Here is a 20,891-nt window from a genome sequence, read left to right as displayed (position 1 = left end):
AGGCGTGCTGGTGTAGCTCAATTGGTAGAGCAGCTGACTTGTAATCAGCAGGTTGGGGGTTCAAGTCCTCTCGCCAGCTCCATAAATAAGGATGGGTTCCCGAGTGGCTAAAGGGAGCAGACTGTAAATCTGCCGGCTCTGCCTTCGTTGGTTCGAATCCAACCCCATCCACCATTAATTTGATATCGCGGGGTGGAGCAGTTGGTAGCTCGTCGGGCTCATAACCCGAAGGTCGCAAGTTCGAGTCTTGCCCCCGCAACCAAAACAAAAGTTAGTGATCGCTGATGTAGCTCAGCCGGTAGATCTTATCCTTGGTAAGGAATAAGATCACCCGTTTTCAATCCCGGTCATTAGCTCCATAAATACGGCGGCGTAGCTCAGTTGGCTAGAGCATGCGGTTCATACCCGCAGTGTCCGGAGTTCGAATCTCTGCGCCGCCACCATTTGAAATTAAAACTCGCGATTGCGAGTTTTTTTATTATAAGGTCATTATAATAAAGCAGAGGAAAGATGATCAAGAATTAAATTCTTACATCTTTCCTCTGCTTTTTATCGTACAAAAAATTTTAATAAAAATGCTACACTCCATAATATCGCTACCTCCAACCCAACATATTGTAAGATTGATAAATGCTCCATATCAACCGATGGCAACCAACTAAAAAAAACAATTAAAAACAAAAAGTCATTTGCTTCAAACTTCTTCATCACAACTCTGCTTCACAGCCTTATATAAAAATAATAGGAATAAGGATAAAATTATTCCTCATTCCTATTATAACCATCTTTTCTAAATGAATCAATCATGCTTGCCAAAAATTAAAGTATCAATTAAATCTATCAATTGTGCAATTTCTGGTTTTGAAATCTGACCATTTGCACCAATAGACTCACCTTTACGGCGCATTTCATCATTAATTAACGAAGAGAAAAATACCAAAGGTACTTCTTTTAAACGTTGATCTGCACGAACCAATGTCAATAAATGATGTCCGTCCATTTGCGGCATCTCGATGTCAGAAATAATCATTTTTACACTTTCTGACACTGGTTTATCTTCTCTAGAAATTCTACTTAACGCTTCCCATGCCAATTTACCATTACTATATTCATGTACATTACGATATCCAGCCTCATGTAATGTTCCAACTAAAAGATCACGTAACATTGGAGAATCTTCCGCTACAACAATCGGCTGTTTCGTTCTTTTTTCCTTAATATCATCATGAGTATCTTCAAAAGTAGTTAATTTTGCATTAATTTCAGGATTAATTTCAGCAATGATCTTTTCAAAGTCAAGCAAAAGAACAATTTTATCACTCATCTTAATTACACCAACAACCATAGATGTATCCCCAACATTAGGAGCAGGTTCCATCTCAGTCCATGAAATGCGATGTATCCTTGATACAGTATCGACTAAAAATCCCATATTATAATTATTAATTTCTGTAACAATTATATTTTTAGGCTCAATTTCTCCGCCTTCATTTAAACAACGCGGTAAATTAACTAAAGGCATTACTCTGCCACGTAAAGTAAATAAACCATCTACAAATGGATGAACCTGTGGCATTTTAGTAACGGTAACCGAATCACGATTGATAACTTCACGAACTTTTGCTACGTTAATTCCATAACTAACTTTACCAATATTAAACTCTACAATTTCAAATTCATTTGTACCGGTTTCTAGTAAAATTCCTTTTTTATCAACAGTATTGTCACTCATCGAAATTCCTCCACTCTATATAACATTTACTATCCCTTGCTTAAAATTAGAACTACATTTTTTTATCAAATTCGCTATCTGTGGAAAAAAATCCTGCCAAAAATTAAACATAAAATCTTATTCGTTGTTTTTCAAAAATGTCCATCCATCTTTTTGTTCAATTAGCTCATTTTTTAATAATGATCCCATTGCTCTTTTAAAAGCAGATTTACTAATATTGAACTTATCTTTTATTACTTCCGCTGAGGTTTCATCACTATAAGGCATTTTACCGTCACGAGTTTTGAGTAAATTTAGAATTTTTTCAGCATCAACTACAATGGCATTTTCTTTCACTGGGCGCATAGATACATTCAATCTGCCATCTTCGCGCAAAAAAGTAACTCTAACTTCTACCTCTTCCCCTACTCTAGGTCTAGAAATCATTTCGCCATTATACATAAAGGCAATATTGCGCGCTTCAGTAAAAATAAATGCACCTTGATCAGTATAATTGTAAACCGTGCCTTTTACTTTATCGCCAACTTTAATTCCTTCTGCTGGTTTTGAGGCTCTTCTTAATTCATCTTCAACTTCCATAGTAACTGCAAGTCGTCCTGATTTATCAATATATAGTTTTGCCCATACTTTTTCACCAACTTGTACTTTACCGCGCATGCCTGCATATGGCATAAAAATACCACGCTCAGCTCCAACATCCACAAAAGCACCATCTTTACTCGTATTGATAATATTCACACGGGCTATTTGTCCAACTCGCATTTGCGGCACTCTCATACTCGCAGTAAGCCGTCCCTTAGGATCAAGGTATAAAAAAACATCCACCTTTTCACCTATTTCAACCGAACGAATCTGCTGCGTTTTATGCAATAAAATATCATCAGAAGTATTCCCTGTGCCAGCGTCTAAGAAAGCACCCATTTCACTTTTTCTTACTACTTCCAAAGTAGCAACTGTACTTGGTTTTAGTATGTTATTTTCTTTATCACTCATATGCATCCTCTAATCTTCATATCTAGTTGTCGGCGCATCGCCCCATAAACGTTCAATATTATAAAATTGACGTTCTTCTTCAACAAAAATGTGTACTACACAATCATTATAGTCTAGTAATATCCATCTGCCTTCACGATATCCTTCTTTATGTGTGAAAAAGATATTTTCTCTTCCTAATTCATCCTCTATATTATCTGCTATCGCTTTAACTTGTGTACTAGAATTTGCACTACACACAATAAAGTAATCTGTAACTAAAGATATGTCTTTCATATCCATAATTACAATATCCCGAGCCTTTTTATCACTCGCTGCTTTTGCTATCATTTCACTTAATTTTTCACTTTTAATATTCATTTTTTCCTCCTAAACAAACTACTCAGTTTTTATTTTATCATTATCAATAAATATTTGATCTAGAAGACGATTTAATTCGCCCTCGTTTATCACCCAAACATTTTCATTATTCATCGTTTTTAAATCTCCAGGAATCATTTGGGTTCTTATTGAGTCTTGACTCACATGATCTACATACTTTATTATCTTTGCTACATCAAAGGCTGACAGGCTTGTCGTAACATTTTTATTTATGATATCAAATATTTCCGGTATTTTAACAATAGCATCTACATGCAGAGCTTGTGTATAAATTGCCTTTAATATTCTCTGATGTCTTTGAACTCGCCCGATATCAGCTAAATCATCGCTTCGATACCGTACATATTTCCCAGCAGATACTCCATCTAAATGTTGAAATCCTTTTTTTAAGTCAATGACTAAATTTGCATAAGGATCTTCATAATACATATCATTTTCAACATATAAATCAATTCCCCCAAGAGTATCTATGACTCCAACAAAAGTATCCCAGTCAACCACAATATAATGGTTTATCGGAATTTTTAATAACTCTTCGACAGTTCTTACCGTCAATTGTGTCTCCCCATAACTATACGCCTGTGCTATACGTCCCAATGTATTTCTCCCTGGAATATTTACATAAGTATCCCTTGGAATTGATACTATTTCTAAACTTCCCGTCTCATGATTGATGCTCATCATCATTAGAGCATCAGCCCGTTTTGCCATCCCTGCATTATCAATATCACCATCATCGACACCAATGAGAAGTATATTCGTGTAATTTTTAAATTTTTCACTCTGAAACTTCGCTTGGAAACTCATTCTCTTTTGATAATCTTGACTTATATTCTGACAAAATTGATATGCATTTTGCCCCACCGCATATACACCTTTTATAAGAAAGCCAATTGCAAAACATGCGACAATTAAAATAATAATCAGCAGAATACAGCGGTCTATCCTAAGTCTCCGCTTTTTTCGTACTTTTTGATTTAACTTACCCATCCATGTATTCATCCTTTAACAAAAGTTCATTACGCGCAAAAATTGTATCAGGGTGAACTAAACCTTTTTGCATTATGATATGTATAATAGATTGATCTAACGCAGCTAAAACCGCTACATCTAAATCTTGCTTTGCTAATTCACGCAATTTTTCAACTCCAGAAAAATTACGTGATGGCTCAATTACATCAGCCAAATAAATAATCTTATCAAGAAGCCCCATGCTTTTCCCACCCGTTGTATGGTTACGAATCGCTTGTTGTATTTCGACATCAAATATCCCATAGGTCTTTTCAATAATCATGGCACCAACGTAAGCATGTAATAAAACTGGTAATTTCCTCTCAATCGCCCCAACCCGGATTTCAAGGTCATTCGCCATAAGCAGTAATTCCTCATTTGAAAATGCTCTTGCGCAGTCATGCATAAGTCCAGCTATCTTCGCTTTTTCAATACAACAGCCGAAGCGCTTTGCTAATAACGCCGCCGTATCGGCAACTCCTAGAGAATGCTGATATCTTTTATTCGTTAACTTTGTCATTAAAATTTTCTTTAGCTCATTAAATTCCACAAAATCACCTTCTTCTGCTAAATTCGCTAAAGCTGAAAATTATCCTGCATTCCTTTATTTGAAGGAAGTTATTTTCTTTGATTACGATAAATCGAAAAAACTATAAGGGTACTGCAAAAATTCGCTGCAATACCCTTTAGTATTATACTATATTATTTTAGTCTTGCCGAGGTTTTGCTTCGTTAACCACGATTTGTCTACCCCCGAAGTCTGTACCATTCATAGCTGATACCATCTTATCGGCATCACTATCATCAACTTCTACAAAACCAAAACCTCTTGAGCGACCAGTTTCCCTATCTGTAATAATTCTACTCGATACTACACCGCCATAAGCACTGAAAGCTTCCATTAACGCTTCATCTGTAGTTGACCATGGTAGATTGCCGACATAGAGAGTTTTCGTCACTTTCCATCACCTCTCTTTCTATGGACTTTGCACTACTCTAACAGTATGTACAAATATACCAAAATATATGCCAACATTTTTATTTTTTACAGATATAAACCTTCTTTTATAATATAATTTTCCACACTCTCCGGAACAATATATTTTATAGAATATCCTTTTTTTATACGTTCACGAATATCCGTTGAAGATATTTCTAGCTCAGGGGTATTTAAGCGATGAATTTTTTGCTCTCCTAATTCACCAAAGTGCTCTTTTATATTATCTACACTAGGTACACAGCCAGGTCTAGTAGCAGCAATAAAATGGCATATTCCAAGTAGTTCCTCAATTCTATCCCAAGTAGGAATTTCCTGAATCGCATCCGCACCTGTAATAAAATAAATTTCCGTCTGCGTTCCATACCTTTTTCTCAATTCATAAATCGTATCAATCGTATACGAAGGGCCTGGGCGATCCATTTCTATCGAGGAAACATGAAAAAAAGGATTTGAATACGTTGCCATCGCCGTCATAATATAACGATGAATTGCAGGCGTGACATGTTGATCTTTTTTATGTGGCGGATTTGCCGCTGGTATAAATAATACACGATCTAAAGAATACTCATTTCGAACAGCTTCAGCAGTTACTAAATGCCCAATATGAATCGGATCAAAAGTTCCTCCCATAATACCAATTTTCCGTACTTTTTCTATCATGATAAATGCTCCCATATATAGTCCTTTTATAAACTATCTCTTATAACTTCATCAATTCTTGTAAAAATGCACCAATAAATACGCTGACTAAAATTATGATAAGGAAGGCACGTAAAAAATCTAAAAAATCATACCTTCCTTTCGGCGTTTGAATATATGCATAAAACGTTCGTATATATGCAATAAACCTATTCATTTATCTAATTTGCCCTGAACCTGAAATTAAATACTTAATACTTGTTAGTTCAGGCAACCCCATCGGCCCACGTGCATGAAGTTTTTGTGTGCTAATTCCAATCTCAGCACCAAAACCAAATTCAAAACCATCAGTAAAACGAGTAGATGCATTCACATATACAGCTGCCGCATCCACCTCTTGTTGAAATTTACGCGCCATATCATAGTCTTTCGTGACAATTGTTTCCGAGTGTTTTGTATTGTATTTAGCAATATGCTCTATAGCTTCATCAATATTCTCTACTACTTTTATCGCTAAAATCAGATCTCCATACTCGGCTTGCCAATCTTCTTCTGTTGCTGCAATGACAGCAGAGTGATATTTTTGCGTTTCACTACAACCACGAATTTCTACCCCCACCTCAATGAATTGCTCTAGCATCGTTGGGAGAAAATCGCTTGCAATTGCTTGATGTACAAGTAAAGTTTCCATTGCATTGCAAACTGCTGGCCGGGACACCTTTGCATTTAGTGCAATATTCATTGCCATAGTAAAATCTGCTGTTTCATCTACATAGGTATGACAAACACCAGTCCCCGTCTCAATCACTGGTACAGAACTATTTTCAACAACAGTTTTTATTAATCCAGCACCACCACGTGGGATAATGACATCTAAATATTGATTTAATTTTAACATCGCATTTACTACTTTTCGATCGGTTGTATCTATGAACCCAAGCGCGCCTTTAGGGAGACCAGATTTTTCCATGGTTTCACCAATAACTTTTACAATGGCCATATTCGATTGGATTGCCTCTGAACCCCCGCGCAAAATTACTGCATTTCCAGATTTCAAACATAATCCTGCTGCATCTACAGTAACATTTGGTCTAGCTTCATAAATAATTCCAATTACGCCAAGTGGAACGCGGACTTTTTGGATTTCTAAGCCATTTGGGCGACGCGTAGACGATATTCCTTCACCAATTGGATCAGGCAAAGCAGCAGTCTGCCTAAGCCCCTCAGCCATTGCTTGAATCCTTGCTTCATCTAACATCAGACGATCTAATAAAGCAGTCGATAGTCCTTTTTCCTTACCATTTGCCAAATCTTTTTTATTTTCATTTATAATAAAACCTTGTTTTTCCTCTAAAGCTTTAGCCATAGCATATAAAGCATTATTTTTTTCAGTCGTTGATAAAACAGCCATAACCCTAGCTGCCTGATTAGCCAATTTCGCTTTTTCTTCCAATTGCGCAATATAATCCATAAAGATCAACCTTTCTAAAAATAATATGTATTTCGCAAATACATTAAAGGACTTATCTACTTAAAAAGAAATAATGAAAATGTATTTTACAAATCAAATAAAAATATTATAAGAGCCTTACAATTATGTATAAGAATTATTCTATATGTTACAACTATATTCGTCAATCAAAATAATAAGCTGGTTGAATGTAAGTCATCATTCGCACCAGCTCCCATTTATGCCATCAAAATCATATTATCACGATGAACAACTTCATCTACCGCTAATACACCTAGAATATTCTTTATTTCTTTCGTGGATTTGCCTAAAATAAGGTTCAACTGGTCCGCATTATAATTAATCATTCCACGTGCAATTTCTTGTCCATGCTCAGATAAAATCCGTACAGTATCGCCTTTCGAAAACGTTCCGCAAGCCTTTGTAATACCAACCGCAAGTAAACTTGATCCTTCATTTAAAAGCGCTGCTTGACACCCAGCATCTACCGATACTTCACCAACAATCCTTGTCCCAAAGGCCAGCCAACTTTTTCGCACTTTTAAATGTGCCTCTTTTGCGGGAAAAATTGTACCAAAAGATTTACCTTCTAATATATCACAAACAATACCTTCACGACTGCCTGATGCAATCAGCATAGTAACACCAGCATTACCAGCAATTTTAGCCGCTTGAATTTTAGTAAACATACCACCTGTACCTAGCTTAGATCCTGCCCCGCCAGCGAGAGCGTCTATCTCCGGTGTAATCTCTTTTATTTCCGAAATAAGTTTTGCCGTTTTATCTGTCTGCGGATTTGCTGTATATAAACCCTCAATATCCGATAGTATAATTAACACATCTGCATCAACTAAAGTTGCAACAGTTGCTGATAAAGTATCATTATCGCCGATTTTCAATTCTTCTACTGCCACCGCATCATTTTCATTAATGACTGGAATAACTCCCATATGCAATAACGTCAATAATGCATTTCGACAATGTGTATATTGATGATGCTGCAGAGAATTTTCCCTTGTTAATAAAACTTGTGCAACAGTTTGTCCATACTCACCAAAAATTTTCTCATATGTATGCATGAGAATGCCTTGCCCAACTGCAGCTAATGCTTGCTTTTCAGGAATCGTTTTAGGTCTTTCTTTAATTCCCATCCGATCCATTCCTGCACCAACGGCACCAGACGTAACTAATATAATCTCTTTTCCTTGGTTTGCTAAATCAGAAAGTTCACGAACTAATTTTTCTATCCTTGAAAAATTTAATTTTCCTGTACCATAAGTTAACGTACTTGTACCAACTTTTATCACAATACGTTTTGCTTTTTTCAGCTCAGCTCTTGTATCCATGGAAACTACCTCTATTTACTTCGATTTTGGGAGTTCAATTTTGGTTTTTTCAAAATTTTTCTTATATAAAAGACCATTTCGACCGATAATTTGTACTAAATCCGTATTCGTACGATCCGCAAGCGTTTCAATTACAGCTCTAGGGTCTTCAAGGCAATTTTGCAACACCTTTACTTTAATCAATTCACGTGCTTGAATAGCATCCAGGGCACTTGTCACAATCGAAGGTACAAGTCCCCCTTTACCAATCTGTACAACTGGATCTAAAGTCGATCCCATCGCACGTAAAAACCGTTTTTGTTTTCCCGTTAGTGTGTTTCTTATCAAATAAATCGCTCCTATTCTTTATAGTCAAATTCCATTGTACCGATGTGAACGGTATCGCCTTCTTTTACCCCATGTGCCTTTAACATATCTTCTATGCCCTTTACACGCCAAATATATTGGAATCTTTGCAGCGCTTCATCATTCTCAAAATTCGTCATCGCAACTAGTTTTTCAATATATTTTCCTTTAACGACAAAATCACCTGCTTCATCACGCGAAATTGTAATTTCATCATCAGGTTTTGCCTGATAAACTTTAACTTCTTCAATTGCTTCCGGCTCTTCTACATATTCATCGAGCATTTGTGATACGCGCTCAATTAATGGTTTTAATCCCTCATTCGTTGCTGCGGATACCGGAAAGATTTCAATCCCTTGCTCGTTTGCAAAAGCTTTTAATTTCTCATAATTTTCTTTTGCCTCAGGAATATCCATTTTATTTGCCGCGATAATCTGTGGGCGTTTCGCTAATCTTTCATTGTATAAACGAAGTTCTTTATTAATTCGATGGTAATCCTCTATAGGATCGCGCCCTTCTATTCCAGAAACATCTATTACATGTAAAATAATCTTTGTTCGCTCAACATGCCGTAAGAAGTCATGTCCTAAACCAACACCTTCATGGGCACCTTCAATAAGTCCTGGAATATCTGCCATAACAAAACTATGTCCCTCTCCAAGGCTAACAACACCAAGCACAGGAACTAATGTCGTGAAGTGATATGCTGCAATTTCAGGTCTCGCAGCTGACACCATAGAAATAATACTTGACTTCCCAACACTCGGATAACCTACCAAACCAACATCGGCTAAAAGTTTTAATTCTAGTTGTAAAACTCTTTCTTCTCCTGGTTCACCCATTTCAGCAAAAGTTGGGGCACGATTTACACTATTTACAAACTTTGCATTACCACGTCCACCACGCCCACCATGAGCTAATACTGCTTCTTCGTCAATCTCCGTTAAATCCGCTAATACTTCACCTGTTTCAGCATCTTTTACTACTGTGCCTGCAGGCACTTTAATCACTAAAGGTTCAGCATTTTGTCCGTAACAATTTTTCGTACCGCCGTTATCTCCATTTTTTCCAACAAATTTACGTTTATAACGAAAATCAATCAAAGTATTCATATTAGGATCTACTTTTAGAACAACACTCGCCCCACGGCCACCGTCGCCACCACTGGGACCGCCTTTAGGAACGAATTTTTCTCTGCGAAAGCTTGACATTCCATGTCCGCCGTCTCCAGCTTTTATTTGAATTCTCGCTCTATCTATAAACATTACTATCTCCTTTTTAAATAAACATTTTCACAAATCCTGCATTTTAGGCTAACTATCATTAATATATGTAATTTTATTTTTTATTACTCAATGCCCGGCACATATTCTTGCAGTTTAACTCGTTTATAATACGATCTACAGCACCAACGTCATGTGCAATTCCATCTAAATAACGCAAAGCTCTATCCAATTTACCAATCTGTAGGTAAGCTTGAATAACTTGAATATGATTAATAAAATCATGTTGCTGCTTTCTTAATGCAAGTACAATTTCATCACATACAACTTGATTCTTCAATTCTTTTTCCATAGCAACAGCCTCCTTCATATCCCATACATATGATTTTGATTCTGCTTTTCCCTATAAAACTCCTTTTTGTGATGTATAAAAAGCTGGTAAACACTCTACCAGCTTTTTATACATCACAAAACAATAACGTTTTTTATTACCGATAACTAACATTTTCTCACGAAAGAGTTTACTCATCAACTACACCATTATCGGATAAAAATAATACCTGCGACTTAAAGCCGCAGGTAATGTTTTATTAGATAGCTTCTTCCACAGCATAAACGCTAACTTGTCTATCAAAACGACCTTTACGTTCAAAAGCCACTTTGCCAGCAATTTTAGCATATAAGGTATCATCTTTACCAATGCCTACGTTTTGACCTGGATGGAAGTGAGTACCTCTCTGGCGAACTAAAATGCTGCCAGCGGTAACAACGGTACCAGCTTGACGTTTTACACCAAGACGTTTAGATTCGCTATCACGTCCGTTACGAGTGCTACCAACACCTTTTTTGTGAGCGAACAACTGTAAATTAAAATTAAACATACTCATTTCACCTCCTGTGCGTCTAAAATATGCACACTTTGCGGATTTATTTTTTCGATCTCATTTAACCCAAGAATCATCGTTTCAAAAACAGCATTCGTCAATGCATCTGGCTTTGCTTTTAAACGGACAACCATATCACCACTTGCGTGCTGAAGATCAATCTCCCGATTTAAATGCTTCACCAGTCCTAACGCAGTAGTCTGCGTTAATGCCGAAATAGCCGCACAAACAATATCTTTGCCATGCTTTGCTGTTCCAGCATGCCCTTTTGCCGAAAATCCGACTACAAGGCCTAATGCATTGCGAAATATTTCTATTTCTACACCGCTTCGCCTTACCATAACTTAAGCTTCAATTTTTTCAACAGTAACTTTTGTAAATGGTTGACGATGACCTTGACGTCTACGATAATTAGCTTTAGCTTTATATTTGAAAACTAAAATCTTTTTACCTTTACCTTGAGCTTCAACTTTAGCAGTTACTTTAGCACCTGCAACAACAGGTTTACCAACAACAACCTCGCCATCTTTAACAACAGTAAGAACTTGATCAAATTCTACTACGTCGCCTTCGTTAGCTTCAATTTTCTCAACAAATAAAGTATCGCCTTCAGCAACACGATATTGTTTACCACCAGTTTGAATAATTGCGTACATCATTACACCTCCCTATATGTATACTCGCTGATTACGGTACAGAAAACTCTGTTTATCAAGACCTCACCATGCGGTTTGGGAAAGCAATTACATTGCCTACATCGTAGAATTTTATCATAAAAAAAATTGCTTGTCAATCTATAATTCATCCAACTGCAAGATGGAGTAAACCTCTGGATGGAGGCTCGCTAATGCTTCTATTTTTATTGTACATCCTAATTCAATCTTTAGCCTAGTTAAGATATCCGTTTCTAAAAGACTTTCTGCTACTTGTGGGTGTACTTGAATTAAATAAGCATGACTGGCATTTTTCTTTTTATGAATTCTTCTTAGTCCACGGCTTATGTTAATACTAACCGTCTCTGGTGATTTTACCCTGCCTCTGCCTTCACAATATGGACAAGTACTATAGAGCATTCCTTCAAAACTCTTACGAGATTTCTTTCTTGTCATTTCAACCAAGCCAAGACTTGTTATATCTACGATATTTGTTTTCGTTCGATCTTTTTTTACTTTTTCTTCTAATACGTTAAGAATCGTCTGCTTTTGCTCTTCGGTTTCCATATCAATAAAATCAACAATAATAATTCCGCCAATATCCCTTAATCGAATCTGCTTTGTAATTTCCTCGGCAGCTTCAATATTCGTTTGAAATACGGTATCAGATAAATTCGTCTTACCAACAAATTTTCCCGTATTGACATCAATCACTGTTAAAGCTTCTGTTTTATCAATAACAATTGAACCACCTGATTTTAATTCGACTTCACGCTTTCCCATTTTTTCTATTTCTTCATTAATAGAGTAATGTTTAAAAACCCCTTCTTGCCCTGTATACAGCTTAACCTTTTCTAGTAACTCAGGAGTCGTCTGAAGCAAATCACAAACCCTTTGATATGATTCTTGATGATCAATAATTAACTCTTCAACATCTGAGGATAAATAATCTCTAACAATCCGAATGACCAAATCTGCATCACGGTACAAAAGCGTCAATGCGCCTGATACTCTGCTTCGTGCCGTAATAGACTGCCATAAATTCGCCAAGTAATGAATGTCCTTTTCTAGAACTTCCTCACTTTTGCCTTGCGCTACCGTACGAACAATCATCCCCATACCTGAAGGGCAAATTTTTTCAGCAACGGCTTTTAGCCTTTCCCGTTCATCAGTTTCTTCAATTCGTCTTGATATTCCGATATAATCTACTGTCGGCATTAAGACAACATAGCGTCCGGGCAGAGTCAGATGAGTTGTCGCTCGTGGTCCTTTCGTTCCAATCGCATCTTTTACAATTTGAATTAAAACATTTTGTCCTACATGAAATGTTTCATTCTTTGAAATTGACTTCACAGCGTCTTTAGGTAAGCCATCACCAATATATAAGAAAGCATTTTTTTCATAACCAATATCAACAAAAGCCGCCTGCATCCCCGGCAAGACATTTTGAATTCTCCCTTTGTAAATATTCCCAACAATGTGGTCATGTAAGTTCCGCTCTACTGACAATTCCATCAATTCATTTTCTTCTAATATCGCCATTCTCGTCTCTTCTGGAACAACATTCACGATAATAGACTTCATTTCATTCTCTCCAAACCTTTTTAAGTAAACTTTTATTTACTTATGTATTTCTATTTTTCATTGATCAATAAGTCAATTGGTGTTGACCCATTGGCATAAATTCCTTTGCGGTGAATCAACACATCTTCAAGATATATTGGGAAGTCAAATTTTTCGGCTATGGCCTGTAGAACTTCTCCTGGTTTTATACTGCCCATAGGTGTAATCTTAACGTACATATCCAAAATAGCTGTCGTTCCCTTCGTCGTTACACAAATCGGTCTCTCCATATATTGTTTTATTTCAATTTCTTTTTTCCCTTTTTTAGGAGAAAATCTTGTAAACATCATCATTTCTGCTTCATTATAAGATTTTACAGCATTTTTAATTTTTGAAAAATCACAATCATATGGAAGACAAACCTGATAAACCGCCGAATTTACAATCGCCATCAAAGCAGGTTGTTTATCAACAATTTCAACTGCACGCAACAACTCAATGCCTGGAGGTAATTGATTACGCATTGTCTCACAGAACCCCTTCACATAAATAGGTTCTTTAAATTCAACATCCATATACTCAGCATCGCTTGTTACACCAACGGCAAGAGCTGATGCAAAAGATATTTTCATATGGGGATTAAACCCTTCTGAATACGCAACTGGTAAGTTCGTCCGGCGAATTGCTCTCTCAACCGCTGAAGCATAATCCAAATGAGAAATATACCGAATTTCTTCGCCTTTAGTAATTTCACTGCGAATCTTACACATTCCTTGAATTCTCCTTCCAGTCTATTACTTGAACATTTAAATTCTGACAAACACCACAAACACTACATCTATCATGGCGACAATCCGGCGTAAATTTTTCACTAACAGCATTTTTATATTCCCTTAAGAAAAACTCTTTATTCGCGCCACTGCTTAAATGATCCCATGGTAAGATTTCCTCTTTATCTCGCTCCCGTTGATTATAAAAATTTGGATTAACATCACAAATTTTAAAAGCTTCTAACCAAGTTTCATATTTAAAATGTTCTGACCAACCATCAAATTTTACTCCAAGCTTCCATGCTTCTAGCAATACTTTTCCAAGTCGTCTATCACCTCGTGCAAAAACTCCTTCTAAATAGCTGGTCTTGGCATCGTGATAACTAAAATTAATTGCCCGATCTTTTATGTGTTCTTTTAGTAGTCGTTGTTTTCGTTCCAATTCCTCCATCGTATTTTGCCCAAACCATTGAAAAGCAGTATGTGGTTTCGGTACAAAACAAGAGACACTTACCGTTACCCTTGCACCACGTTTCCCTTTGACTTCTTTATACCATTGCACAACTTTTTGTGCTAGCTGCGCAATTCCAATGACATCTTCATCCGTCTCTGTTGGCAACCCAATCATAAAGTAAAGCTTCACGGTTGTCCACCCTTGACGAAAAGCCGCTGTTACAGCCTCTTTTAAATTTTCTTCCGTAACGCCTTTATTAATCACGTCACGCATTCTTTGCGTACCTGCTTCCGGTGCAAAAGTCAGCCCACTTTTTCTAACTTGTTGCACTTTATGTGCTAAATCTATGGAAAAGCTATCAATACGAAGTGAAGGAAGCGAAATACTTACTCCGGCCTCCTTCAACTCATCCATCAAATCATCCACGAGTTCCGGTAGACAAGAATAATCCGCTGAACTTAGTGAAGTCAAGGAAATTTCATCATATCCAGTATTTTCAGAAATCTGTTTTGCCAAACCAACCAATTCGTCTTTCGTTCTTTCACGTACTGGACGATAAATTACACCAGCCTGGCAAAATCTACATCCCCGTGTACAGCCACGAAACAATTCCAACATAATTCTATCATGGACAACATCAATATATGGTACAACTGGCTTTGTGGCAAACGCACTTTGGCGCATATCTTTAATTAAACGCTTTTGAATCACTGGCTTTGCTTCATCCGTCAACGATTTCACCTTTTTTATTGTTCCATCTTCGTTATACAGTACTTCATATAATGATGGAACATAAATACCATCAATCGTTGCAACACGTTTTAAAAACCCATTCCGTCCTTCTGGTTTTCCCGCTTTTTCCCATGAAATGAAAGCATTTGCTACTTCAATAATAACTTCTTCCCCTTCGCCAATCACAAAAAAATCAAAAAAATCGGCAACTGGCTCTGCGTTATAAACACAAGGTCCACCACCAACAACAAATGGATCCTCTTCCTTCCGTTCACTTGTCAACAAAGGAATCTGTGCTAAGTCAAGCATCGTAAGCACATTTGAATATATCATTTCATATTGCAAAGAAAATCCAATCATATCAAATTCCTTAATCGGGGTGAATGTTTCTAACGAATATAGCGGTAATTTTTGCGCACGCATCTTTTCTTCCATATCTACCCAAGGAGTATATACACGTTCTGCATAAATATTACATTGGTTATTTAATACTTGATATAAAATTTTTAAACCGAGATTAGACATCCCAACTTCATATACATCTGGCAGAGCTAATGCAATACGAAAATCAATATCTTGTAATTCTTTTTTCACCATATTCAATTCATTGCCTGTATATCGCCCCGGTTTTGTTACCGAATTAATCACAGCAGGGGTAAGTTTTATCATGAAAATTATAACCTCCATAAAACATATATCTTTTTCTACTGTATCTGACTTATCTAGTTTACCCTTGCGGAATATTTTTACTATAGCTTTATAAATTTCTTGAAAGACAAAAAAAGTCCTGCTTTTTCGAAGTTTTAGGGACTTATGTCCCTTCTTTTGCAAGCAAAATTTCGCCTAATGTTATATCGCTACGCTTTCTCGCTAAAGCTTCCCAAATTTCAACTTCCGTTAAAGTCCCCAGTAAATGATGCGCATAATCAATAACAAAAACCATATGGTATTGCGTATGCGCTAAACACTTTATTATATCTCTTGCTTGTATAGTATGTAAAGCGGTATATGTCATTGATTCGCTATAGCCTTCATCAGCTAATCTTTCTTCTTTACGCATGATAGATTTCAGAATATTATATTGAACAACCTTACTCTCTTTATTTGCTACAATAATAATAAAGACGATTACACAAAGAATTGAGAAATTGATGATATCCAAAAATACGCAATCATAAATAAACTTACCTAAAAATATGAAACAAATAAATCGACTAATAAAAAGAGAAATTTTTCCCGCCCTTACATACCCTACCGATCCACTTAAGAAAATTTGTAACATTCTGCCACCATCTAATGGAGTCGCAATAATTAAATTAAACCAACCTAGCATAAAATTCATTTCAAACAATTCTTGTAACAATGAATGACTATATAATAAATTTATTCCATAAAAAATAGCAGCTAGAGTCAAGCTCATCATAGGCCCAGCTGCGAAAATCAAAAACTGATTCCAACGCGATGTTTCATACAATCGCTCTATTTTAGCCGCTCCACCAAACGGAAAAAGTTCAACTTCTTGTACTTTCACTCCAAGATAAGTGGATACAATCACATGAGTAATTTCATGTATAAAAACACTAATGAAAGCTACTAAAACTTGCTGCGTTAATCCAGTGATACAAAATAGTGCTAGTAAAAAAATAAACCAGCGATTTATTTTTACAATAATACCGCTGAACTTGCCAATTCGCAAACTAGATACACGCTCCTATCATATTTTTAAATGTCAATCTTCTATTCAATGACTAACCATATTATCTAACGAGATAAGCGATTCAACATGAAAAATTACTCCGCGCTATTACAAGCTCGCCTCTTCGCGAAATGGGAATTATATTAATAGGGCACGGGTGATTTTCTCAATCATTAAATAAATACAGCTAGGATTCAGATGAATTTAGACCTTGACTTGAATTAAGTCTTACCTTATCACTTGGATTAATAGATATTCCCTTTTCACGCATACCAAAATACAACATTGGCTCTTCTGTATGCACTTTATTTCCACTTGTAGCAATGATTTGCCCCTGCGTCACACGATCTCCTTCACTTACTTTTACATCTTCTAAATATCCATATACCGTTTCAATCTCGTTTGCATGAGACAAAACAACCATTTTCCCTCGTTCTTCAGTTTGAGCAATAGATTTTACTTTTCCAGTACTACTTGCTTTAATCTTCGTTCCAAAAGGTACTTTATACTCAATTCCATCCTGCCAATACTGCGGCTTGCCTTTTTCATCATCTTTCCAACCGAAGTTAGAGACAATTTCTCCTTCTACCGGAATATTCATATATTGGTAAGGATTTGTCGGTCGAGCAATTACCGCTTGTGCATGCTTTAATATATCAGAATCAATACTTGGTAAATGTTGTTGAACGCCCTGCGTAATTTCTTTAAAATCCATTTTCCACTCCAGAACATTTCTCGTATACTCTTTAAGAACTTCTCCAGTTGGATTATGGAATGCCTGAATGGCATAAAAAACAATAAAAACAGACCCAGCAACCGCAATCTTTTTCAGATCCTTTTTATATGGTTTTTCCTCATCATAAGCATACATCCAATCCTCTTCATTATCCCAATAACTTTTCCAATCATTCCACTTTTTCGGCATTACATACACCCCCGTACCAAAATATATGGTACTTTAAATGAAATGATACCAAATTCAAAAATAATAAAGGTGCTACCCATCTTCTCACCGTATGGGTAACACCTTCCCTTTTAAAACATAATCTTTTGCCGTCGCATATAAATATTCAATAAAATTCCTATCGCAAGCATATTTGTGGTAAGCGAACTTACACCATAACTCATTAAAGGCAATGGTATACCTGTAACCGGCATAATTCCAGCAGTCATACCGACATTAATTAGCAAATGAAATGTCAGCATCGAGGTAATTCCAACAGCCAGCAACGAACCAAAATTATCACGGGCTTCATTTGCGATTTTAACGCCTCGATACAAGAGAATTAGATATAAAAGTAACACTATTCCTGCCCCAATAAATCCAAGCTCCTCACCAATAACAGCAAAAATAAAGTCCGTATGATTTTCCGGTAAAAAATTCAATTGACTTTGCGTTCCACCAAATAATCCTTTGCCAAATAGCATCCCAGAACCGATTGCAATCTTCGACTGGATAATATGATAGCCAGACCCTAATGGATCTACATTTGGATCCATAAATACCATGATTCGCATTTTCTGATACTCTTTTAAAAAGTGCCAAAAAATCGGCATTAAAGCAACACCTGCTCCAAATAGAATCATCAATAGCCGAAGATTAATCCCCGCAACAAATGTCATTCCCAATAAAATTGCCAAGAAAACCAATGAGGTCCCTAAGTCTGGCTGCTTTAACACAAGTAAGAACGGAAGGCCTACATACGCAGCTACTGGCAACAAATCTTTAAAAGTATTTAACTTTCCTATTCGCTGATCGAGCATTGCTGCTAAAGAAACAATCATAATAATTTTTGAAAACTCCGACGGTTGCAAACTAATTGGACCAATTTGTATCCAACGCTGTGCACCTAATGCAGAATGTCCAATCAACATAACCGCCAATAACATAACTAGATTAAAAATATACAAATGATTTCCATACTTTTGTAGTTCTTTATAATCAAAATGCAAAAGAAAAAATACAAATAAACAGTTCATCATGGCAAAAATGCCTTGCCTTTGTACATACCAATACCGATCTTCACTCGGAGTATTAATATGTGTCGCGCTACCAATAGTAATTAAGCTCACCCCAACAATAAGTAACGTAACAATAATTAACGTAAAATCCAATTTGCGAAGCAATCTTTGACTAATCATTTACCTTTTACATACCTTCCCTATACAAAATCACACTATTTATGATATATCATATCATTTCCTAAAATCATCTACAAGATAAAGTAACTCATAAAATAAATTTCCATAAAAAAAGTTGAAACAACGTCCGTCATTTCAACTTTTGATTTTATTTATTTGTCATAACATTGATGTTTCATTCTATTTACTGGAATATTGGCAACAAGTGCTACAGATGACTCGTCTTTTGTAAAATTTACTTCCATCTCTTTTTCATTAATATCCATATAATTTGAAATAACCTTAATCATATCATCTTTCAGCACTTCCATAAACTGTGGAGTAACACTTGCTCTATCATGTACTAAAACTAAGCGTAACCGTTCTCGGGCAATATCCTTTGACGATTTGCTATCTTTACCCAACATCTTCATTATAGCACCTAACATATCCTTTCCTCCCTACAGTTTAAATACTTTTTTCAGCTTCGCGAAAAAACCTTCTTCGACAATCGGACTAAATGGAATGTTTTCTCCACAAAGACGTCCAACAATATCTTTGTATGCCTGCCCTGCTACTGAAACAGGATTTGTAATTACTGGCTCTCCTCTGTTTGTTGAAGTAACCACCAACTCATCATCAGGAATTTGCCCAATACAATCAAGAGATAAAATTTCATCTATATCTTCCATTGCAAGCATATCGCCTTTTTTCACCATTTGCGGGCGAATCCGATTCACGATAAGTTTGATATCGCCTTTTTCCGCCCTTCCAAGTTCACCGATAATTTTATCAGCATCACGAACAGCAGAAATTTCAGGAATCGTAACAACGATTGCTTGATCAGCAGCTGCAATTGCAGTTTTAAAACCTTGCTCAATACCAGCAGGACAATCAATTAATATGTAATCAAAATCTTTTGCCAACTCATTACACAATGCTGTCATTTGCTCTGGATTCACAGCAGCCTTATCCTTCGTTTGAGATGTAGGCAACAAATACAAACTATCATGCTTTTTATGACGTACTAAAGCTTTCTTAAATGGCACTCGCCCTTCTGTTACATCAATCAAATCATACATAATACGATTTTCCAAGCCTAATAACAAGTCAAGATTTCGAAGGCCTGTATCCGTATCAATGAGCACTACTCTCTTACCTCTTAGCGCAAAACCAACACCTAGATTTGCTGTAGTCGTAGTCTTTCCTACGCCGCCTTTTCCAGATGTAATAACGATAACTTCACTCATAGATATCCTCCTGCTCTTTTACTGATTCAATAACGATTTCTCCATTTTTAATCCGCGCACATTCGGGATGATCGACTTCCTCAAAATTATCCGGCGCCCTAGCTGCTAAACTTGCAATACGAATTTGCAAAGCGCGCATACGACGCGCTGTAATCATAGCATTCATGTCACCATAAGCCCCAGCGTGAACAAGTCCACGGCAAGTACCCTCGATTTCAATATTTCCTCCAGCAATTACTTGCGCCCCAGGATTCACATTTCCCTTTACCAAAATAGATCCATCATAAATAATTTCTTGTCCACCACGAACGGTTTGTTCAATAACCATAACATGATCAGCCATACTTTGTTCCGGCTCGATGATGTAATTTTCAATTTGAGGTGACAAAATTTCCAAAGTCATTCCATATTGACTCAATAAATTTTCTACCTCTATTTGTTCTTGTTCATTAAAAACATCGGAATTAACATGAATTATAGTGCCTTTTCCAAAAAAGCCAATTGCAGACTCTAATTTATTTCTTAATTGTATTAAAATATCAGAAAAATCTACATTCTCATTCAAAACTAATTGAAGTCCTGTTCGGCTTCCTTTAAATACAACGTCTTTATTCATCATTACTCCTA

General features: G+C 36.4%; 25 protein-coding genes, 5 tRNA genes and 1 pseudogene. 5 read left to right on the top strand and 26 right to left on the bottom strand.

Annotated elements, in window-relative coordinates; genetic code table 11:
• The first annotated feature begins 6 nt into the window (after positions 1 to 6).
• The 5 genes from ACWZFG_RS01080 (at position 7) to ACWZFG_RS01060 (ending at position 443) form a co-directional block, all read left to right on the top strand.
• A tRNA-Thr gene (locus ACWZFG_RS01080) sits at positions 7 to 82 on the top strand.
• A 7-nt stretch (positions 83 to 89) separates the two neighbouring features.
• Positions 90 to 174 (top strand) — tRNA-Tyr (locus ACWZFG_RS01075).
• A gap of 12 nt (positions 175 to 186) precedes the next feature.
• Positions 187 to 262, top strand: a tRNA-Met gene (locus ACWZFG_RS01070).
• 18 nt (positions 263 to 280) lie between these two features.
• Positions 281 to 359: transfer RNA gene (locus ACWZFG_RS01065), tRNA-Thr, on the top strand.
• A gap of 7 nt (positions 360 to 366) precedes the next feature.
• Positions 367 to 443 (top strand) — tRNA-Met (locus tag ACWZFG_RS01060).
• A 106-nt stretch (positions 444 to 549) separates the two neighbouring features.
• Here ACWZFG_RS01060 and ACWZFG_RS01055 read toward each other — a convergent pair.
• The 26 genes and pseudogenes from ACWZFG_RS01055 to minC all read right to left on the bottom strand — a co-directional run bounded on the left by ACWZFG_RS01055 (position 550) and on the right by minC (position 20,880).
• The gene (locus tag ACWZFG_RS01055) at positions 550 to 708 is read right to left on the bottom strand and encodes a hypothetical protein (RefSeq protein WP_177505174.1); all 159 of its coding nucleotides are present in this window, start codon (positions 706 to 708) and stop codon (positions 550 to 552) included.
• 91 nt (positions 709 to 799) lie between these two features.
• A complete protein-coding gene (locus ACWZFG_RS01050) occupies positions 800 to 1,732 on the bottom strand; it encodes a chemotaxis protein (RefSeq protein WP_147667739.1) in 933 nt (310 codons plus the stop codon).
• 117 nt (positions 1,733 to 1,849) lie between these two features.
• Entirely contained in the window at positions 1,850 to 2,725 is an 876-nt protein-coding gene (locus tag ACWZFG_RS01045; protein WP_177505175.1) for a CvfB family protein, read from the bottom strand.
• A gap of 9 nt (positions 2,726 to 2,734) precedes the next feature.
• Positions 2,735 to 3,085: a ribosome silencing factor gene (gene rsfS / locus ACWZFG_RS01040; protein WP_147667737.1), complete on the bottom strand. Its 351-nt coding sequence runs from the start codon at positions 3,083 to 3,085 to the stop codon at positions 2,735 to 2,737.
• 18 nt (positions 3,086 to 3,103) lie between these two features.
• On the bottom strand, positions 3,104 to 4,096 hold the full coding sequence (locus tag ACWZFG_RS01035; RefSeq protein ID WP_177505177.1) for an LCP family protein: 993 nt from the start codon (positions 4,094 to 4,096) through the stop codon (positions 3,104 to 3,106).
• Positions 4,089 to 4,667 carry a bis(5'-nucleosyl)-tetraphosphatase (symmetrical) YqeK gene (gene yqeK, locus ACWZFG_RS01030; protein WP_418627072.1) on the bottom strand — a complete coding sequence of 193 codons (579 nt, stop codon included), beginning with the start codon at positions 4,665 to 4,667 and terminating at the stop codon, positions 4,089 to 4,091. Before yqeK ends, ACWZFG_RS01035 begins: the two co-directional genes overlap by 8 nt.
• A gap of 157 nt (positions 4,668 to 4,824) precedes the next feature.
• The gene (locus ACWZFG_RS01025; protein ID WP_147667734.1) at positions 4,825 to 5,076 is read right to left on the bottom strand and encodes an RNA recognition motif domain-containing protein; all 252 of its coding nucleotides are present in this window, start codon (positions 5,074 to 5,076) and stop codon (positions 4,825 to 4,827) included.
• A gap of 86 nt (positions 5,077 to 5,162) precedes the next feature.
• Positions 5,163 to 5,777: a nicotinate-nucleotide adenylyltransferase gene (gene nadD, locus ACWZFG_RS01020; protein ID WP_147667733.1), complete on the bottom strand. Its 615-nt coding sequence runs from the start codon at positions 5,775 to 5,777 to the stop codon at positions 5,163 to 5,165.
• Positions 5,778 to 5,817: 40 nt separating this feature from the next.
• Positions 5,818 to 5,973 carry a hypothetical protein gene (locus tag ACWZFG_RS01015; protein ID WP_455576918.1) on the bottom strand — a complete coding sequence of 52 codons (156 nt, stop codon included), beginning with the start codon at positions 5,971 to 5,973 and terminating at the stop codon, positions 5,818 to 5,820.
• Positions 5,974 to 7,227, bottom strand: coding sequence for a glutamate-5-semialdehyde dehydrogenase (locus tag ACWZFG_RS01010; RefSeq protein ID WP_147667732.1), 1,254 nt, complete (start codon positions 7,225 to 7,227; stop codon positions 5,974 to 5,976).
• A 218-nt stretch (positions 7,228 to 7,445) separates the two neighbouring features.
• The gene (proB, locus tag ACWZFG_RS01005) at positions 7,446 to 8,573 is read right to left on the bottom strand and encodes a glutamate 5-kinase (RefSeq protein ID WP_177505178.1); all 1,128 of its coding nucleotides are present in this window, start codon (positions 8,571 to 8,573) and stop codon (positions 7,446 to 7,448) included.
• Between the two features lie 15 nt (positions 8,574 to 8,588).
• Positions 8,589 to 8,900: a ribosome assembly RNA-binding protein YhbY gene (gene yhbY / locus ACWZFG_RS01000; RefSeq protein ID WP_147667730.1), complete on the bottom strand. Its 312-nt coding sequence runs from the start codon at positions 8,898 to 8,900 to the stop codon at positions 8,589 to 8,591.
• Positions 8,901 to 8,911: 11 nt separating this feature from the next.
• Entirely contained in the window at positions 8,912 to 10,183 is a 1,272-nt protein-coding gene (gene obgE / locus ACWZFG_RS00995) for a GTPase ObgE (protein WP_177505179.1), read from the bottom strand.
• 73 nt (positions 10,184 to 10,256) lie between these two features.
• The gene (locus ACWZFG_RS00990) at positions 10,257 to 10,493 is read right to left on the bottom strand and encodes a Spo0B domain-containing protein (protein WP_147667728.1); all 237 of its coding nucleotides are present in this window, start codon (positions 10,491 to 10,493) and stop codon (positions 10,257 to 10,259) included.
• A gap of 51 nt (positions 10,494 to 10,544) precedes the next feature.
• Positions 10,545 to 10,670: a hypothetical protein gene (locus ACWZFG_RS00985; protein ID WP_455576917.1), complete on the bottom strand. Its 126-nt coding sequence runs from the start codon at positions 10,668 to 10,670 to the stop codon at positions 10,545 to 10,547.
• Positions 10,671 to 10,731: 61 nt separating this feature from the next.
• On the bottom strand, positions 10,732 to 11,022 hold the full coding sequence (gene rpmA / locus ACWZFG_RS00980) for a 50S ribosomal protein L27 (RefSeq protein WP_147667727.1): 291 nt from the start codon (positions 11,020 to 11,022) through the stop codon (positions 10,732 to 10,734).
• A 2-nt stretch (positions 11,023 to 11,024) separates the two neighbouring features.
• A complete protein-coding gene (locus ACWZFG_RS00975; RefSeq protein ID WP_455576916.1) occupies positions 11,025 to 11,366 on the bottom strand; it encodes a ribosomal-processing cysteine protease Prp in 342 nt (113 codons plus the stop codon).
• Between the two features lie 3 nt (positions 11,367 to 11,369).
• Positions 11,370 to 11,681 (bottom strand): 50S ribosomal protein L21, encoded by a 312-nt coding sequence (gene rplU / locus ACWZFG_RS00970; RefSeq protein WP_147667725.1) that lies wholly within the window; start codon positions 11,679 to 11,681, stop codon positions 11,370 to 11,372.
• A gap of 138 nt (positions 11,682 to 11,819) precedes the next feature.
• Positions 11,820 to 13,262 (bottom strand): Rne/Rng family ribonuclease, encoded by a 1,443-nt coding sequence (locus ACWZFG_RS00965; RefSeq protein WP_177505181.1) that lies wholly within the window; start codon positions 13,260 to 13,262, stop codon positions 11,820 to 11,822.
• 50 nt (positions 13,263 to 13,312) lie between these two features.
• A pseudogene (locus ACWZFG_RS00960) lies at positions 13,313 to 15,866 on the bottom strand (TIGR03960 family B12-binding radical SAM protein).
• Positions 15,867 to 16,008: 142 nt separating this feature from the next.
• The gene (locus ACWZFG_RS00955; RefSeq protein ID WP_177505184.1) at positions 16,009 to 16,893 is read right to left on the bottom strand and encodes a M50 family metallopeptidase; all 885 of its coding nucleotides are present in this window, start codon (positions 16,891 to 16,893) and stop codon (positions 16,009 to 16,011) included.
• 187 nt (positions 16,894 to 17,080) lie between these two features.
• The gene (locus ACWZFG_RS00950) at positions 17,081 to 17,818 is read right to left on the bottom strand and encodes a M23 family metallopeptidase (RefSeq protein ID WP_177505185.1); all 738 of its coding nucleotides are present in this window, start codon (positions 17,816 to 17,818) and stop codon (positions 17,081 to 17,083) included.
• Between the two features lie 110 nt (positions 17,819 to 17,928).
• Positions 17,929 to 19,035: a rod shape-determining protein RodA gene (gene rodA, locus ACWZFG_RS00945; RefSeq protein WP_147667719.1), complete on the bottom strand. Its 1,107-nt coding sequence runs from the start codon at positions 19,033 to 19,035 to the stop codon at positions 17,929 to 17,931.
• 152 nt (positions 19,036 to 19,187) lie between these two features.
• On the bottom strand, positions 19,188 to 19,463 hold the full coding sequence (gene minE / locus ACWZFG_RS00940; RefSeq protein ID WP_147667718.1) for a cell division topological specificity factor MinE: 276 nt from the start codon (positions 19,461 to 19,463) through the stop codon (positions 19,188 to 19,190).
• 12 nt (positions 19,464 to 19,475) lie between these two features.
• Positions 19,476 to 20,264 carry a septum site-determining protein MinD gene (gene minD, locus ACWZFG_RS00935; protein WP_147667717.1) on the bottom strand — a complete coding sequence of 263 codons (789 nt, stop codon included), beginning with the start codon at positions 20,262 to 20,264 and terminating at the stop codon, positions 19,476 to 19,478.
• Positions 20,257 to 20,880: a septum site-determining protein MinC gene (gene minC / locus ACWZFG_RS00930; RefSeq protein WP_147667716.1), complete on the bottom strand. Its 624-nt coding sequence runs from the start codon at positions 20,878 to 20,880 to the stop codon at positions 20,257 to 20,259. Before minC ends, minD begins: the two co-directional genes overlap by 8 nt.
• Between the last annotated feature and the right edge of the window lie 11 nt (positions 20,881 to 20,891).

The sequence above is a fragment of the Anaerosinus sp. genome (assembly GCF_965318445.1).
The sequence above is the reverse complement of the archived record's forward strand: the minus strand, read 5'-3'. Positions and strand labels throughout refer to the sequence as shown.